Source organism: Brachybacterium sp. P6-10-X1 (genome assembly GCF_001969445.1).
Taxonomy (GTDB): domain Bacteria; phylum Actinomycetota; class Actinomycetes; order Actinomycetales; family Dermabacteraceae; genus Brachybacterium.
Map to the genome: position 1 here is coordinate 727,455 of NZ_CP017297.1, position 13,940 is coordinate 741,394.

Below are 13,940 nucleotides of genomic sequence, written 5' to 3' on the forward strand. Positions count from 1 at the left end.
CTCACTCCTGGTTGCTGAAGGCCGCGTCGAAGGCCGCGTCGGAGACGGGATAGTCCAGTGACCTCAGGTGCTCGATCGCCTCGGCCGCCCCGTGGAGGCGGTCCATCCCGGCGTCCTCCCATTCCACCGAGAGCGGGCCGTCGTAGCCGATCGAGCGCAGCGCCCGCAGACAGGCGTCGAACGGGACGTCCCCGCGACCGAAGGAGACGAAGTCCCAGCCGCGGCGGGGATCGCCCCAGGGCAGATGCGAGGACAGGCGCGTGTTGCGCCCGGTGACGCGTACCCGCACGTCCTTGCAGTGGGCGTGGTAGATGCGGTCGGCGAAGTCGGTGATGAAGGAGACCGGGTCGATGTCCTGCCACATCATGTGCGAAGGGTCCCAGTTCAGGCCGAAGGATTCCCGGTGGCCGATGGCCTCCAGGGTCCGCTGCGTCGTCCAGTAGTCGTAGGCGATCTCGGAGGGGTGGACCTCGAGCGCGAAGCGGACCCCGCATTCCTCGAACACGTCCAGGATCGGGTTCCAGCGGTCGGCGAAGTCCTGATAGCCCTGGTCGATGACCTCCTCGGGCACCGGAGGGAACATCGCCACGTACTTCCAGATGCTGGAGCCGGTGAAGCCGGTGACGGTGTCCGCCCCGAGGCGCTGGGCGAGGCGGGCGGCGTTCTTGACGTCCTCCGCAGCGCGCTGTCGCACGCCCTCCGGATCGCCGTCGCCCCAGATGCGGGAGGGCAGGATGCCCTGGTGGCGCAGATCGATCGGATCGTCGCAGACGGCCTGGCCCACGAGGTGGTGGGAGATCGTCCAGACCTTCAGCCCGTGCCTTTCGAGGATGCCCAGGCGGTCGGCGATGTAGTCGTCGTCGTCCCAGCGGGCGGCGTCCAGGTGCTCGGCGGAGATCGCGATCTCCAGGCCGTCGTAGCCCCAGGAGGAGGCGTGCGCGGCGACCTCCTCGAGCGTGAGATCGCCCCACTGTCCGGTGAACAGGGTGTGCGGATGAGCCATGGTGGTGGTGCTCCTTCTGGTGGTCGGGGGTGGGTCTCAGAGGGTGACGGTCGCGCCGTCGGCGGCGTCGGAGGTGATGATCGCGTCCAGCACGCGCTGCAGCGCGAGTCCGTCCGCGAAGTCCGGGGAGAAGCCGGCAGCCCCGGCGTCCGCCCCGTCGCGGATGGCGAGCAGCAGGTCCCGGGCCTGGTTCGAGAAGGCGTTCTCCCAGCCCAGCACGTGCCCCTGCGGCCACCACGCCTCGAGATAGGGGTGCTCGGGCTCGGTGACCAGGATCCGGGTGAAGCCCTGCTCGGCCACAGGGCGGGTGGCGTCGAGGAACCAGAGCTCGTTGGGGCTCTCGAGGTCGAAGCGCAGCGCACCCCGGCTGCCGAACAGCTCGATGCCGAGGCGGTTCTTGGCGCCGGCGGCCATGCGGGAGACCTCGACGGAGGCCAGGGCCCCGCCCTCGAGCTCGAGGGTGGCCCAGGCGGCGTCGTCGACCGTGACGTCTTCCATCCCCTCGGGGCCGGGGCGTCGCGGCACGAGGGTGGAGAGGCGGCCGCGGACCGCGGTGGCGCGGCGACCGGTGAGGTGCTGGATCTGGTCGATCGCATGCGAGCCGATGTCCCCGAGTGCCCCGGAGCCCGCGGTCTCCTTCCGCAGCCGCCAGGACATCCCGGCCTCCTCATCCACCAGCCAGTCCTGGAGGTAGGACGCCTTGGCCTGGCGGATGTCGCCGAGCCGCCCCGCCTCGACCATCTGCTGGGCCAGGGCGAGCGCGGGAACGCGGCGATAGGTGAAGCCGAGCGCGGCGACCTGGCCGCGGGCGCGGGCCGATTCGGCGGCGGCGACCATCGCCTCCGCCTCCGCGGTGTCGTTGGCCAGCGGCTTCTCGCACAGCACGTGCTTGCCGGCCTCGAGCGCGGCGATCGCGATCTCCGCGTGCAGGAACCCGGGGACGCAGATGTCGACGATGTCGATGTCCTCGCGGGTGATCACCTCACGCCAGTCGGTGGCGTGCTCGTTCCAGCCGAGCCGGTGGGACGCCTCGGCCACCGCGTCCTCGTCGCGGCCGACGATCACCGTTCGGGTGGTCTCGGGCACGTCGAAGGCGGCGCCGACGGTCCGCCAGGCCTGGGAGTGGGCGCGGCCCATGAACGAGTAGCCGATCAGGGCCACGCCGAGCGGACGGTCTGCAGGGGTGGGGGACAACGCGGGTCTCCTTCGTGCTGTGGTTCGTGCTGTGGTTCGTGCTGTGGTCGATGCGGTGCCGGGCGGCGTGGTCAGAGGGTCGCGGCGAGCGGGTCGAAGTCCTCGGGAAGCAGCTCGGGGACGGTCGCCGTGGTGGCCACCGGCACCGAGCCGTCGATCCTCGTGGCCTCCTCGAGGCCGATCATGATGTCCAGGACATGGGCTGCCAGCTCGCCGGTGAGGCGGTGGGGGCGGCCCGCACGCAGCGCCCGGGCCATCTCCAGGGTGCCGAGCCCGCGCCCGCCGATCGCCCCGACGGGCTCGCGCTCGGTCCAGTCCTCCGCACCGCGGAGCGCCCGGGAGGTCACGCCGGTGAACTGGTTGGGATCCGGCAGCGCGAGGGAGCCGGTGGAGCCGGACAGCTCGAGCACGTGCGGGCGGTCGAGGGCCTCGTCGAAGGAGAACTCCACGGCGGCGCTGGTTCCGCCGGCGAAGCGCAGCAGCCCCTGGACCCGGGTGGGGACCTCGACCGCGACGTGCTCCCCGGCGCGAGGGCCGGAGCCGATGGTGCGGGTCGTGACCGACTGGGAGCCGACGGCGGAGACCGAGGCCACGGGGCCGTGGGCGAGCACCAGGCTGGTGAGGTAGTAGGGGCCCATGTCGTACAGCGGCCCCGCCCCGCGCTGGAACAGGAAGTCGGGGCCCGGGTGCCAGGACTCCGGTCCGGGGGAGCGGAAGCGGGCGACGGCGGAGCGCGGCTCGCCGATCTCCCCGTCGCGCAGGGCCCGCAGCCCGGTCTGGATCCCGGCGCCGAGCACGGTGTCCGGAGCGCCGCCGAGGCGCAACCCGCGCTGCCGGGCGTCGGCGAGCAGGGCGTCGGCCTGCTCGCGCGTGGTCACCAGCGGCTTCTCGGTCCACACGTGCTTGCCGGAGGCGAGGATGCTGCGCGAGACGTCATGGTGCGCGGCCGGGATCGTCAGGTTGATGACGATCTCGATCCCGGGATCCTCGAGCACGGTGGCCACCGGGCCGTGGGCACCGATCCCGTACTGCTCGGCACGGGTGGCGGCCGCCTCGGGGCGCAGATCACCGAGGGCGCGCACCTCGACATCCGGATAGGCGGTGAGCTGATCGAGGTACTGGGCGGCGATGACGCCGGCACCGATGATGCCGACGCCGACGGGACCGGACGGTGCGCTCATGCGGTCTCCTCCTGGAGGTACTGGGTGAGCTGGGTCAGGGAGCGGGCCAGAGCTGCGAAGAGGTCGCCGTCGTGGTCGTCGAACTCGATCACCCCGGTCTCTAGCCAGTCCACGGCGGCGAGGATCGCGGGCACGTCCATCTCGCCCTCCCCGAGGGCCACCTGATCCCGGACGTCACCGGACAGCGGACCGTCCTTGAGATGGACGAGCTGGACCCGCTGACCCAGCGCCCTCAGCAGCGCGGCGGGATCCGTCCCGCCGACGGCGCACCAGAAGGTGTCCAGCTCGAGCTCGATGCGGGGGTCGAGGTGGTCGACGAGGACCTCCAGGCCGCAGCGGCCCTCGTGGATCGGCCGGGCCTCGGCGTCATGGTTGTGATACCCCAGGCGCACCCCGTTCTCGGCGGCCAGCGGAGCCAGGGCGTTGAGCCGGTCGGCGGTGACCCGGATGTCGTCCTCCCGCGCCCACCGCTCGCGGTCGTGGTACGGCTCGACGACGGTGTGCACGCCCAGCCCGGCGGCGGTGGCGAGCACCCGAGCAGGATCCTCGGCGGTCAGCAGGGAGGCATGGGCCGAGGGGGCGCCGAGGCCGTGCGCGGCCAGCAGCGGCGCCAGCGTCGTGGCATGGTCCATCAGCGCGAAGGGCTCGACGGCGGTGAACCCGATCTCGGCCAGTCGACGCAGAACGCCCGCGGGATCGGCGGAGAACGCCTCCCGCACGCTGTAGAGCTGGACGGAGATCTGCACGAATGCTCCCTGGAACGGCGTCGGGGACGGAGATCACAACCCTATGTCGGAGATCACGTGGCGGCAAAGCCGTCCGGCGTGCCCGGTCGGGAGCAGGGGCTCGGACGTGATGGCTCCGTCGGGACGATGGACGGGACGGTGTGACACTGGGGGAGTGGAGAGACATGTGCGCGCGTGGATGACGGCCGAGGTCGCCGACGGCACCGACATCGCCCTGCTGGTCGCGGTCTCCGAGGCCCCCGTGGCGCAGGAGTCCCTGACCGTGCTCGTCGGAGGCAGGGAGCACGCGGTCACCGAGACCAGGGACCGCTTCGGCAATCGGATGCACCTGATCAGCGGACTGCCCGCGGGCCAGGTGGAGATCGTCTACGCCGCGCGCGGCATCTCCCGGGCGCCGGTGCCGGAGGCGGTCGAGGCGGATGCGGCGGAGCACCTTCGCCCCTCCCGCTATTGCGAGGTCGACGAGTTCAACAAGATCGCCGAGGAGATCGTCGGCGGTCGCACCGGGGCCGACGCCGTCGAGGCCGTCGCCCGGTGGGTGCACGGGCATCTGGACTACGTCCCGGGCGCCAGCACGATCACCGATTCCGCGCGCAGCACCTACGTCTCCCGGCAGGGGGTGTGCCGGGACTACGCGCACCTGACCGCGACGCTGCTGCGGGCCGGCGGCGTGCCCGCCCGCTGTTCCTCGGCCTTCGCCCCGGGCCTCACCCCGATGGACTTCCACCTGGTGGTCGAAGCGCTGGTCGAGGACGGCTGGATGGTCGTGGACCCCACGCACCTGGCACCGCGGGCCTCGATGGTGCGGATCGCCACGGGGCAGGACGCGGCGGACACCGCCTTCATGACCACCCTCGCGGGCAACGTGCTGCTCACGGGCATCCAGGTCACCGCGATCGTGGATCCCGAGCTGCCGCAGGAGGATCCCGCGGCGCGGGTCGTCCTGCGCTGAACGGCCCACCGACTCCGGTCGGCCCCGCCGCTCAGCTCTGCGTGGAGCCGTCCTCGGGGGTGTCGGGGGTGTCGGGCGTGTCGGTGCCGGGGGTGTCGTTGTCGGAGCCGCCGCCCGCTTCGGAGAATCCGGCCAGGTACTGCTCGACCTCGGCGGCGATGTCGTCGGCGGTGGGTACCTCCGCGCCGGCGCCCGCGGTGATCATCCGGTCGTAGCGCTGTTCGAGCCCGGAGACCATCTCCTGCAGCTGCTCCTGCGCGTCGATCTGGGCGGTGACCGCCTCGCGCACGGGACCGGCCTGCGTCTCCAGGGCGTCCATCGGCACGTGCGGCCCCTTCTCCTGGCCGATCGCCTGCAGCAGAGCGATCGCGGCGTCGGGGTAGGACATCTCGTGGAGGTACTGCGGCACGTGCACCACCAGGCCCACCACGTCGTGGCCGGCGTCGGCCAGGCGCAAGGTGAGCAGCGCCGTGAAGGGGGCGCGCAGCCGGAACGTGCCGGGCATGGTCCGGCGCACCTCGATGGAGTTCGGGTCGCCGGCGAAGCGGGTCACCGGCAGCTCCCGGGTGTGGGGGACCGGCGCCGGGAAGCCCTGCACCAGGAGGGTGCGCTCGATGCCGAGCTGGTCGACCACGATCCGCAGCGCGTTGGCGACCCGTTCCCACTGGAAGGACGGCTCGGGGCCGGAGAGCAGGAAGAACGGCTGGCCGTCGGGGTCCGTGACCTCGTGCAGGAGGATCTCGGGCTTGTGGTAGTCGTCGAAATGGTCCAGCTCGAGGGTCACCTCGGGGCGTCGGCCCGCGTAGTCGTAGACCTGGTCCATGTCCAGGCGACCGACGACGCGGCTGGGCAGGGTGTTGAGCAGATGGTCGTCGACGAGGTCCTGCGCGTTGCCGGCGTCGCTGAAGGCACCGAGGGTGACCAGGAGCGTGCGCCCGCGCAGGGAGCGCGAATCGACGTGCCGCTCGTAGGTGAACAGGGTCGTCGGGTCCATGAGGTCCTCCTGGCAACATGCCGCCGGGCCGGGGCGGGAACTGGTGACTCACGGTTCAACGACCTCGTGCGGGGCACTATTCCGCCGGGGGTGCGGAGCTCATGTGAACAGGGTCACGGTGTCGAGTCCGAGTCGGACGGCCAGGGCCCCGGTGACCGCGAGGAAGACCCAGCGGACGAAGCCGGAGCCGAGCCGGATCGCCAAGCGCGCCCCGAGGAAGCCGCCCAGCACGTTGGCGATGGCCATCAGGCCGCCCAGCAGCCACCACACCTCGCCCTGCAGCCCGAAGACCAGCAGGGCGCCCAGATTGGTGGTGAGGTTGGCGAGCTTCGCGTGGACGCTGGCCTCGAGGAAGCCGTATCCGAGCAGGGCCACCATCGCGATGATGAAGAAGCTGCCGGTGCCCGGTCCCAGCACCCCGTCGTAGATCCCGATCACCCCGCCGATGCCCCCGGAGCGCACCACCTGAGCGCGCCCGCTGTGCCGTGGGGCGTGCACGAGCCCCATCGTCGGGCGCAGCAGCGTGTAGGACCCGACGGCGAGCAGCGCCAGCAGGACGATGGGGGAGAGCCAGTCGCGGGGGATGAAGGTCGCCAGCCCGGCTCCGGCGCCGCTGCCCAGCAGGGCGCACACGACCAGCGGCACCGCGGTCGCGGCGATCGGCGTGATCCGGCGGACGTAGGTCCACGAGGAGATCGCGGTCCCGGCGGCGGAGGCGACCTTGTTGGTGCCGAGGACCGCGCCGGTCGGGGCGTCGGCCGGGAGCGCGGTCAGCAGCGCCGGCAGCTGGACCAGCCCGCCGCCGCCGACGACGGCGTCGACCCAGCCGGCCAGGAAAGCGGCGCCGATCAGGAGGGCCAGGGTCAGCGCGGAGAGCTGGAGGAGCTGATCGAGCAGGGGCACCGCCCCAGTGAACACGAGGTCCGAGGTGACGGCGAAGCGGTGCCCGACGGCCGAGATCCACCTGGCAGACTGCCCCCATGCGTGCAGTGATCTGGGACCTCGGCGGCACCCTCGTGGACACCTATCCCGACGTCGACCGCGCCCTGGCGACGGCGATCCGGCCGGAGCCCGATGACGCGCTGCTGCACGAGGTCGCCCTGCTCACGCGTCGCTCGAGCGGCGAGGCGATCTCGACGCTCGCACGGCGCCACGGCCTCGCGGAGGCGACGCTGCGGGCGGCGTACGAGGGGACGAAGCAGCGGTGGCTGGAGCACCCGCCGCCGGTGATGGCAGGTGCCCGCGACCTGCTGGCGGCGGTCCGGGACGAGGGCGGGCTCAACCTGGTCTCCACGCACCGCGAGCGCGCCAGCGCCACCGCGCTGCTCGATTCCCTCGGCCTCGAGGTGGACGACATCATCTGCGCCCCGGACGGCTATCCGCGCAAGCCCGATCCAGCGATGATCCGTGCCCTGCTGTCCCGTCACCAGCTGGATCCGGGGGAGTGCCTCGCGATCGGCGACCGCCCCGGCGACGTCGAGGCGGCATGCGCCGGTGGCGTGCGCGGCGTGCTGCTGGAGACCCCGGGCGTTCCCCTGGAGGCCGGGGAGGCCGTGCGCATCACCGCGCTGAGCGAGCTGCTGGACCGCGTCCGCGGGTGAGATCTGCTCGGCGGGGGTCACGGGGGAGCGGGATGCCCCGGTAGCGTGAAGCCATGGCGATCATCTACGAGGCCGAGCTCAGCCCCTCCAAGCCCGAGATCCTGCGCACCTTCCTCGAGTCCCGCCCCTGGGGTGACGCGGGGGAGCTCGACGTGCTGGGCGCCTACCGCTTCGACGACCCGGATGGCGAGGTCGGCATCGAGTGCCACCTGGTGCGCGTCGGCGAGACGATCTATCACCTGCCGCTGGCCTATCGCGCGCAGCCGGTCGACGGCGCCGACGAGTCGCTGGTCGGCCTTCTGCAGCATTCGGTGCTGGGGGAGCGCTATGTCTACGACGGCCCCGGGGACGAGGCGGCGCTGGACTGCTTCCGCCGCGCGCTGTGCGGCGAGCAGGAGCAGGCGCCGCTGGAGGTCTACGGGACCGATGGTCGATGGGTGGAGACCCGCCCGCAGTCGGTGACGCTGCACCTCGAGGTCGACGAGGGCGAGAGCCTGCCAACGGACGACCAGCTTCTGGACGGTGAGCCGTTCACCATCGCCCGCACCGTCGGCGATCTCGACGGCACGGTGCGGCTGGTCGGCGCCTGGGCCGACGGGCGGGGAGTGCTCGCGGCGTATTGAGCCTCGTCGCGTCCTGAACGTTATCGGTTTCTGAACGTTGTCGGTGTCTCAGCCGGGAACGTCGACCAGGGTGAGGCAGAACGGATGTCCCACCGGATCGGCGAACACCAGGCAGTGCTCGGCGTTGGGCTGGAAGGCGGAACGGGTCCCGCCGGCCTGTTCGACCCGGGCGGCCGCGAGCTCGAGATCCTCGACCAGGAAGTCGAGGTGGATCAACGAGGAGTCCTCGGGCCACCTCGGCGGCTCGTAGTCCGCGACGGCCATGGCGTCGATCCGACCGCCGTCGCACTGCATACCGGCCCAGTCGTTGCCGGGGATGTGGATCACCTCGCCGCCGGTGATCTCGGCGTAGAACGCGACGAGTGCTCTGGGATCCGGAGCGGCGATCGTCACGGCACTGAAGCGGACGGACGGGGTGGAGCTGTGCGGGGAGGACATGTCGTGAAGGGTAAGCACGGGCCGCGGCAGGGGAAAGGGTGCGGAGAGCGCGCAGTCGCTGCAACGGGCGGCCCTTCCGTGCTCTCGAAGGTCGACTTTACATAACGTACATTATCGGCAGTATGGATGATGTGGCGCGAGAGGGGCGCGGACTGCCGTTCGCCATGCTCGGGCCCCTGCCGCTCCGTTCGCTGCGCTCCGCTCGCTGCGTTCGGCTCGTTGCGTTCGGCTCGTTGCGTTCGGCTCGTTGCGTTCGTCGCGTGGGGCCGCCGCGCTTCATGGGAGGCATGGTGTCCGGACCGCTGTGTCCGACACGACCGCTGTGTCCGACACGCTCGCCCGTTCCACTCATTCGGTTCATCGACGGGCTGTTTCGGTGGAACCGGCGGCTGATCGCCCGCGTGTCGCGATACGTCATCGTCCCGGACGGACGATCCGAGCGAGCCGGTGGACCGCGGACGGAGCAGGCTGCGGACTGCGAAGAGCCCAGGCCGCGGACGGAGCAGGCTGCGGACGGCTCAGTCCGTGAAGACACCCCAGCAGATGGGATCGCGCCGTATCTGGTCCTCGAGCACCAGCTCGCGGATGGCCCCGGGCAGCTGGGCGCGCTGCCAGTCCCGCTCGAACCGCAGCGCCGCGTCGTCCTCGCCGCGGGCCTCGCCCGCGCCCTCGCCCGCAGCGCGCACCGCCTTGAGCGCATAGGCGGCGGCACCCAGATCGTGCTCGGCGACGTGTCCGACGCAGGCGGCCTGCCCGGCGGCATAGGCGGCGAACCGGGGTGCTCCGCGCAGTGGACGGGCGGCGCCCATCGCGTGCCCACCCGCAGCACGGGCACGCATCATCGGCAGCTCTCCCCCGGCCCATGCACGGCCGGCCGCGATCGCCTCTCGCGGGCGCGGATCCTCCGGGCGCTCCACCTCGAACAGCTCCAGCACGTGCTCGGCGCAGTCCGCCGCCCAGAGCGCCAGCAGCTGGTGGTCCTCGTCGCGCAGGGTGCCGCCGCGGCGGATCGTCACCAGGCGCGGGTCGCGCACCTCGGGCAGGATCATCGCGTCATCATCTCGCCCGCGCTCGGCTCAGGCCATCCGGGTGTGCGGATTCGGCGTGCCGCTCCCCCGGCCAGCCAGGACGAAGAACGTGCCGGAGATGAGCACGCCGCAGACCATCGCGATCGCCATCGGCAGCGAGGAATGCGTTCCGGCGATCCCCACCAGCGGCGCCGCGATCGAGGCGGCGAAGGAGAAGCCCAGACCCAGCATCGCCGAGCCGGTCCCGGCGATCTCGCGGGCCTGATCCGAGGCCAGCGCTCCGCCGTTGCCGAAGATCAGCCCCTGCGGGGCGACCGTGAAGAAGAACGCCGGCAGCACGATCCATGCCGGGGTGTCCAGGAACAGGCTGCCGATCAGCAGCGAGAAGCTCGCGAGGGTCACCACGATCAGCCCCACCCGGATCAGTTTTCGCGGATGGATCGAGCGGGTCAGCCGGGCCGAGAGCAGGGACATCGCCATCATCCCCATCGAGTTGACCGCGAAGCTCACCGAGTACTCGCTCGAGGTGAACCCGAGCATCTCCTGGACCACGAAGGACGAGGCCGAGACGTAGGCCATCAGGGCGAAGGCGGAGAACGCATTGACCAGCATGTACGCGACGAAGGTGCGTCTGTGCAGGAGGGTCCGGACATTGCGCAGGAAGGTGCGGAATCCCCCGGCGTGGCGCCTCGACGGTGGCAGGGACTCGGGGATCCGCACCAGCACCCCGATCAGCGAGATCAGCGACATCGCCGCGATGACCAGGAAGATCTCGCGCCATTGGCCGAAGACCAGGATGATCCCGCCCAGCAGCGGGGCGACGATCGGGGCGACGCCGCCGACGCCCTGCATGATGTTCATGATCCGGAACAGTTCCGGGCCGTCGGTCATGTCGATCAGCACCGCGCGGCCCAGCACCATGCCGAAACCGCCGCCGATCCCCTGCAGCACGCGCAGCACCAGCAGGATCTCGACCGACGGGGCGAGCGCGCAGCCGATCGAGGCCAGCAGGCACAGCACGATCCCGATCAGCAGCGGGGTCCGTCGGCCCATCCGGTCCGACAGCGGCCCGGCGACGACCTGGCCGCTCGCGGTGCCCAGGAAGAACGCGGTGATCGTCAGCTGCATCCGCGAGGCCGTCGAGCCGAGCTCGCCGGCCACGTCGGGGAAGGCCGGGATGTACATGTCGGTGGCGAGCGGACCGATGGCGCTGAGCGTGGTCAGCACGACGATCACGAGGATGGTGACCTTGCCGCGGGTACGGCTGAGCTCCTCCTCGTCGGGCAGATGCGCGAGGTCGTGGTCGGCGAGGTCTTCCATGACCGGGATCGCGCCCGTGATGGTGGGGATCGCGCCGGTCGTGGTCGTCGGGGGCTCGTCGCGATGACTCTCGCGGCGCGGGTCGGGAGCGGCGTGAGCCACGGGGGTCCTTTCGGGTGATGCGGATCGAGCCGGGCCGATCAGAGATCGCGCCGGGTCCGGTCAGGACATCCTAAGGAGACCGTGAGCGTTCACGGAAGGGGGTTTCCGCATCCGGGACGGATCGATCCGGAACGAATGGTCGAGGATCGACCGCAGGGGGACGACCTCAGCCGTCCGACGCCGTGACGCGCCGCGCGAGCCTCTGCTGGTAGCTCGGGTCGGTGCGCTTCAGCCACCGGATGACGGCGGAGGTCACCGGGATCATCGCGTACTGCACCGCGACCTTGTAGACGAAGCCGAGGATCGTGTACTCCGCCCACTGCTCGAGCGTCGTGATGCCGATCGCGGTGGCGGCGATGGAGCAGAAGATGATCGTGTCCACCAGCTCGCCGAGGCCGCTGGAGGTGAACAGGCGGCCGATCAGGCCCCTCTCCCCCATGCGCCGCTTCATCCGGCTGACCACCAGGGAGTTCAGGCTCTGCCCGGCCAGGAACCCGGCGAGCCCGGCGAGCACCACGATCCACACGGGGCCCAGGGCCAGCTCGAGGGCGGCCTGCTTGGCCTGGCCGTACTCGTCCGGGAAGGGCGGCAGGGCGATGATCACCTGGTAGCAGATCGAGGCCAGGATGCTCACGGCGAAGGAGGTGAGGATCGCGCGGCGGGCGGTGCGGGGGCCGTAGAGCTCGGTGACGATGTCGCCGAGGACGTAGGCGAGAGGGAAGAGGAAGAAGCCGCCGTCGGTGAGGATCTCGAATCCGGTGCCGGGGATCGTGCCGAAGCTCACGCCCTTCGCGGCGCCGATGCCGGAGAGGACGACCACGGTGACCATGGCGGCCAGGAGGATGTCGAAGTGCGAGGAGCCCCGGTCGGCGTAGACGGCGCCGGCCGGGCGTCCAGACGGGGTGGGAGGGGCTGTGGGGGCGGTGTGCTGGTGTGTGTTCACCGGGGCAGGGTACACAGCGGGCCGGGCCCCTCGTCGGCGGAAGGGCCCGGCCCGCTGCGTGCGCGGTGCGCGGTGGCGTCAGGCGGCTCAGATGCCTCGCGCGCGGTAATCGGGGTCGGTGATGAAATCCTCGAACTCGCTCTCGCTGCCGTGCCAGCGCACGGAGTCGCCGGCGAAGGGGCCGGAATCGGAGTACTGCCACAGCTCCCAGGCCCACCAGCGGCCCGGCAGCGTCGAGGGCGGATCATCCCGGTAGGAGGCCACGAACAGCGGCGAATTCACCGGGGTCCAGTCCCCCACCACGTCGTTCCACCAGTTCACGCCCGTGTAGATGACGGGTCGCCGGCCGACCTCGGCGAGGTAGGCGCTGGAGAAGCCGTAGATCCACTCGCGCATCTCCTGCTGGCCGAGGCCGTAGTTCTGGGGCAGACTGGGGTAGCCCTCGAAGTCGACCATGCCGGGCAGGGTGATGCCATCGGAGGTCCAGCCACCCCCGTTGTTGAGGAAGAACTCGACCTGCTCCTCAGGTCCCCCGGAGTCGGGGCGGGCGAAGTGGTAGCCGCCGCGGGCGAGGCCCGCATCGCCGGCACCGACGTACTGGTGGTTGAAGGTGGGGCTGCGGTAGGTGCGGCCCTCGGTGGCCTTGACGTAGGCGAAGCGGGAGCCGAGCGAGGCCTGGCCGGCCCAGTCGACCTCGCCCTGCCAGCCCGAGACGTCCTGGCCGTAGAAGCCGGCGGCGTACGCGGCCGGGGCGGCGAGGGCGGCGGCACCGGTGCCGACCGCTGCGGCACCGAGCACACCGCCGCGCAGCAGGGAGCGCCGCGAGGTGCCGGAGGGCGGCTCCGGGGAGGGAGGAGGAGTCAGGTGTCGGGGACGATAGGGAGGCATGAGCGTCTCCTGGGGAAGGGGGAAGCACGGTGCGACGGACGCCACACCGGGTACACGGTAAGCATGCCGTGCACTCCCCTGGCAACCCCTGCAACTGCGGCGTGTCGGGGCGAAACGGACGGCGTCGTCATCTGATCCGGACCGAATTCAGACCGAGTTCAGACCGAGTTCAGCCCCACACAGCCCCCGTCGGTCCCGGTCGGCCCCCGTCAGCCCCGGTCAGTCCCCGTTAGCCCCCGTCGGCCCCCGTCAGGCCTTGCGCGGCTCCACGAAGGCGCGCAGAGTGCCCAGGATCGTGGTGGCGGCGAGCTCGGTGATGTCGCGCCCGTCCATCTGCTCGCGCACCATCAGATCGACGAACACGCCGATCAACAGCTGGGCGAGATCCTCGGGCGGCAGCAGCGGGTGGTCGCCCTTCTCGGCCATCCGTGCGGACAGCATCTTACCGATCTCGTCGCGCAGGCGCTCGCGCTGGACCGCGAGCTCGGCGCGCATCCTCTCATCGCGCAGGGAGCGCGCGATCGCGTCGGAGTAGAGCAGGTACCACTGCCGCCCGAAGGGGCGGATCCCCTCGAACACGGCGACCATCAGGCCCGCGTCGTCGACGGCGGAGAGGCTGGCCGGCTCCCCGCACTGGTCCTGCGCGGCTTCGATGGCCGTCGCGACCGACGTGTTCGCGATCTCGATCATCTCCTCCGTGACCGAGGCGAACAGCGCGGCGAAGACCTCCTCCTTGGTGGAGAAGTTCGAGTAGAAGGCGCCGCGGGTGAATCCGGCGGCCCGGGCCAGGTCGTCCACGGTCGCCCCGTCGATGCCCTTCTCGACGAAGACGTCGAGTGAGGCCCGCACCAGCTTGGTGCGGGTGTTCTGCTTACGGCGAGTGTCCGCGGAGTCGGGCAGCGGCTCGAACAGATCGGTCATGGCTCC

15 protein-coding genes are annotated in these 13,940 nt (G+C 71.2%); 3 read left to right on the top strand and 12 right to left on the bottom strand.

Features of this window, described 5'->3' with window-relative positions; genetic code table 11:
• Position 1: 1 nt before the first annotated feature.
• The 4 genes from BH708_RS03275 to BH708_RS03290 form a co-directional block, all read right to left on the bottom strand.
• On the bottom strand, positions 2–1,003 hold the full coding sequence (locus BH708_RS03275; protein WP_076806594.1) for a sugar phosphate isomerase/epimerase: 1,002 nt from the start codon (positions 1,001–1,003) through the stop codon (positions 2–4).
• 36 nt (positions 1,004–1,039) lie between these two features.
• On the bottom strand, positions 1,040–2,197 hold the full coding sequence (locus BH708_RS03280; RefSeq protein ID WP_076806596.1) for a Gfo/Idh/MocA family protein: 1,158 nt from the start codon (positions 2,195–2,197) through the stop codon (positions 1,040–1,042).
• A gap of 71 nt (positions 2,198–2,268) precedes the next feature.
• Positions 2,269–3,378 (bottom strand): Gfo/Idh/MocA family protein, encoded by a 1,110-nt coding sequence (locus BH708_RS03285; protein WP_076806598.1) that lies wholly within the window; start codon positions 3,376–3,378, stop codon positions 2,269–2,271.
• The gene (locus BH708_RS03290; protein WP_076806599.1) at positions 3,375–4,124 is read right to left on the bottom strand and encodes a sugar phosphate isomerase/epimerase; all 750 of its coding nucleotides are present in this window, start codon (positions 4,122–4,124) and stop codon (positions 3,375–3,377) included. Before BH708_RS03290 ends, BH708_RS03285 begins: the two co-directional genes overlap by 4 nt.
• A gap of 154 nt (positions 4,125–4,278) precedes the next feature.
• Here BH708_RS03290 and BH708_RS03295 point away from each other — a divergent pair, with 154 nt between their 5' ends.
• Positions 4,279–5,076 (top strand): transglutaminase family protein, encoded by a 798-nt coding sequence (locus BH708_RS03295; RefSeq protein ID WP_076806600.1) that lies wholly within the window; start codon positions 4,279–4,281, stop codon positions 5,074–5,076.
• Between the two features lie 31 nt (positions 5,077–5,107).
• Here BH708_RS03295 and BH708_RS03300 read toward each other — a convergent pair whose 3' ends face one another.
• Together BH708_RS03300 and BH708_RS03305 are read right to left on the bottom strand one after the other, a co-directional pair.
• Positions 5,108–6,070, bottom strand: a complete 963-nt coding sequence (locus BH708_RS03300) for a PAC2 family protein (RefSeq protein WP_076806602.1) — start codon at positions 6,068–6,070, stop codon at positions 5,108–5,110.
• A 99-nt stretch (positions 6,071–6,169) separates the two neighbouring features.
• Positions 6,170–6,973 carry a TSUP family transporter gene (locus BH708_RS03305; RefSeq protein WP_172805733.1) on the bottom strand — a complete coding sequence of 268 codons (804 nt, stop codon included), beginning with the start codon at positions 6,971–6,973 and terminating at the stop codon, positions 6,170–6,172.
• Between the two features lie 77 nt (positions 6,974–7,050).
• Between BH708_RS03305 and BH708_RS03310 the strand changes: the two genes are divergently transcribed.
• Together BH708_RS03310 and BH708_RS03315 are read left to right on the top strand one after the other, a co-directional pair.
• Positions 7,051–7,671, top strand: coding sequence for an HAD family hydrolase (locus BH708_RS03310; RefSeq protein ID WP_076806605.1), 621 nt, complete (start codon positions 7,051–7,053; stop codon positions 7,669–7,671).
• Positions 7,672–7,724: 53 nt separating this feature from the next.
• Positions 7,725–8,294: a hypothetical protein gene (locus tag BH708_RS03315; RefSeq protein ID WP_076806607.1), complete on the top strand. Its 570-nt coding sequence runs from the start codon at positions 7,725–7,727 to the stop codon at positions 8,292–8,294.
• Between the two features lie 48 nt (positions 8,295–8,342).
• On the opposite strand, the gene BH708_RS03320 is transcribed toward BH708_RS03315, so the two are convergent.
• The 6 genes from BH708_RS03320 to BH708_RS03345 form a co-directional block, all read right to left on the bottom strand.
• Positions 8,343–8,732 carry a VOC family protein gene (locus tag BH708_RS03320; protein ID WP_076806609.1) on the bottom strand — a complete coding sequence of 130 codons (390 nt, stop codon included), beginning with the start codon at positions 8,730–8,732 and terminating at the stop codon, positions 8,343–8,345.
• Between the two features lie 518 nt (positions 8,733–9,250).
• A complete protein-coding gene (locus tag BH708_RS03325) occupies positions 9,251–9,781 on the bottom strand; it encodes a putative immunity protein (protein ID WP_076806611.1) in 531 nt (176 codons plus the stop codon).
• 27 nt (positions 9,782–9,808) lie between these two features.
• Entirely contained in the window at positions 9,809–11,182 is a 1,374-nt protein-coding gene (locus BH708_RS03330) for a multidrug effflux MFS transporter (protein ID WP_076806613.1), read from the bottom strand.
• A 166-nt stretch (positions 11,183–11,348) separates the two neighbouring features.
• Positions 11,349–12,125: a queuosine precursor transporter gene (locus BH708_RS03335; RefSeq protein WP_076810726.1), complete on the bottom strand. Its 777-nt coding sequence runs from the start codon at positions 12,123–12,125 to the stop codon at positions 11,349–11,351.
• An 87-nt stretch (positions 12,126–12,212) separates the two neighbouring features.
• Positions 12,213–13,013, bottom strand: a complete 801-nt coding sequence (locus tag BH708_RS03340) for a GH25 family lysozyme (protein WP_083713246.1) — start codon at positions 13,011–13,013, stop codon at positions 12,213–12,215.
• Positions 13,014–13,262: 249 nt separating this feature from the next.
• Positions 13,263–13,934 (bottom strand): TetR/AcrR family transcriptional regulator, encoded by a 672-nt coding sequence (locus BH708_RS03345; protein WP_076806615.1) that lies wholly within the window; start codon positions 13,932–13,934, stop codon positions 13,263–13,265.
• Positions 13,935–13,940: the final 6 nt, after the last annotated feature.

What these genes read in the sequence shown, in the direction of transcription:
- BH708_RS03345 (WP_076806615.1), bottom strand. Translation starts at nt 13,934, where the DNA reads ATGACCGATCTGTTCGAGCCGCTGCCCGACTCCGCGGACACTCGCCGT.
- BH708_RS03325 (WP_076806611.1), bottom strand. Translation starts at nt 9,781, where the DNA reads ATGATCCTGCCCGAGGTGCGCGACCCGCGCCTGGTGACGATCCGCCGC.
- BH708_RS03310 (WP_076806605.1), top strand. Translation starts at nt 7,051, where the DNA reads ATGCGTGCAGTGATCTGGGACCTCGGCGGCACCCTCGTGGACACCTAT.
- BH708_RS03275 (WP_076806594.1), bottom strand. Translation starts at nt 1,003, where the DNA reads ATGGCTCATCCGCACACCCTGTTCACCGGACAGTGGGGCGATCTCACG.
- BH708_RS03300 (WP_076806602.1), bottom strand. Translation starts at nt 6,070, where the DNA reads ATGGACCCGACGACCCTGTTCACCTACGAGCGGCACGTCGATTCGCGC.
- BH708_RS03320 (WP_076806609.1), bottom strand. Translation starts at nt 8,732, where the DNA reads ATGTCCTCCCCGCACAGCTCCACCCCGTCCGTCCGCTTCAGTGCCGTG.
- BH708_RS03340 (WP_083713246.1), bottom strand. Translation starts at nt 13,013, where the DNA reads ATGCCTCCCTATCGTCCCCGACACCTGACTCCTCCTCCCTCCCCGGAG.
- BH708_RS03315 (WP_076806607.1), top strand. Translation starts at nt 7,725, where the DNA reads ATGGCGATCATCTACGAGGCCGAGCTCAGCCCCTCCAAGCCCGAGATC.
- BH708_RS03285 (WP_076806598.1), bottom strand. Translation starts at nt 3,378, where the DNA reads ATGAGCGCACCGTCCGGTCCCGTCGGCGTCGGCATCATCGGTGCCGGC.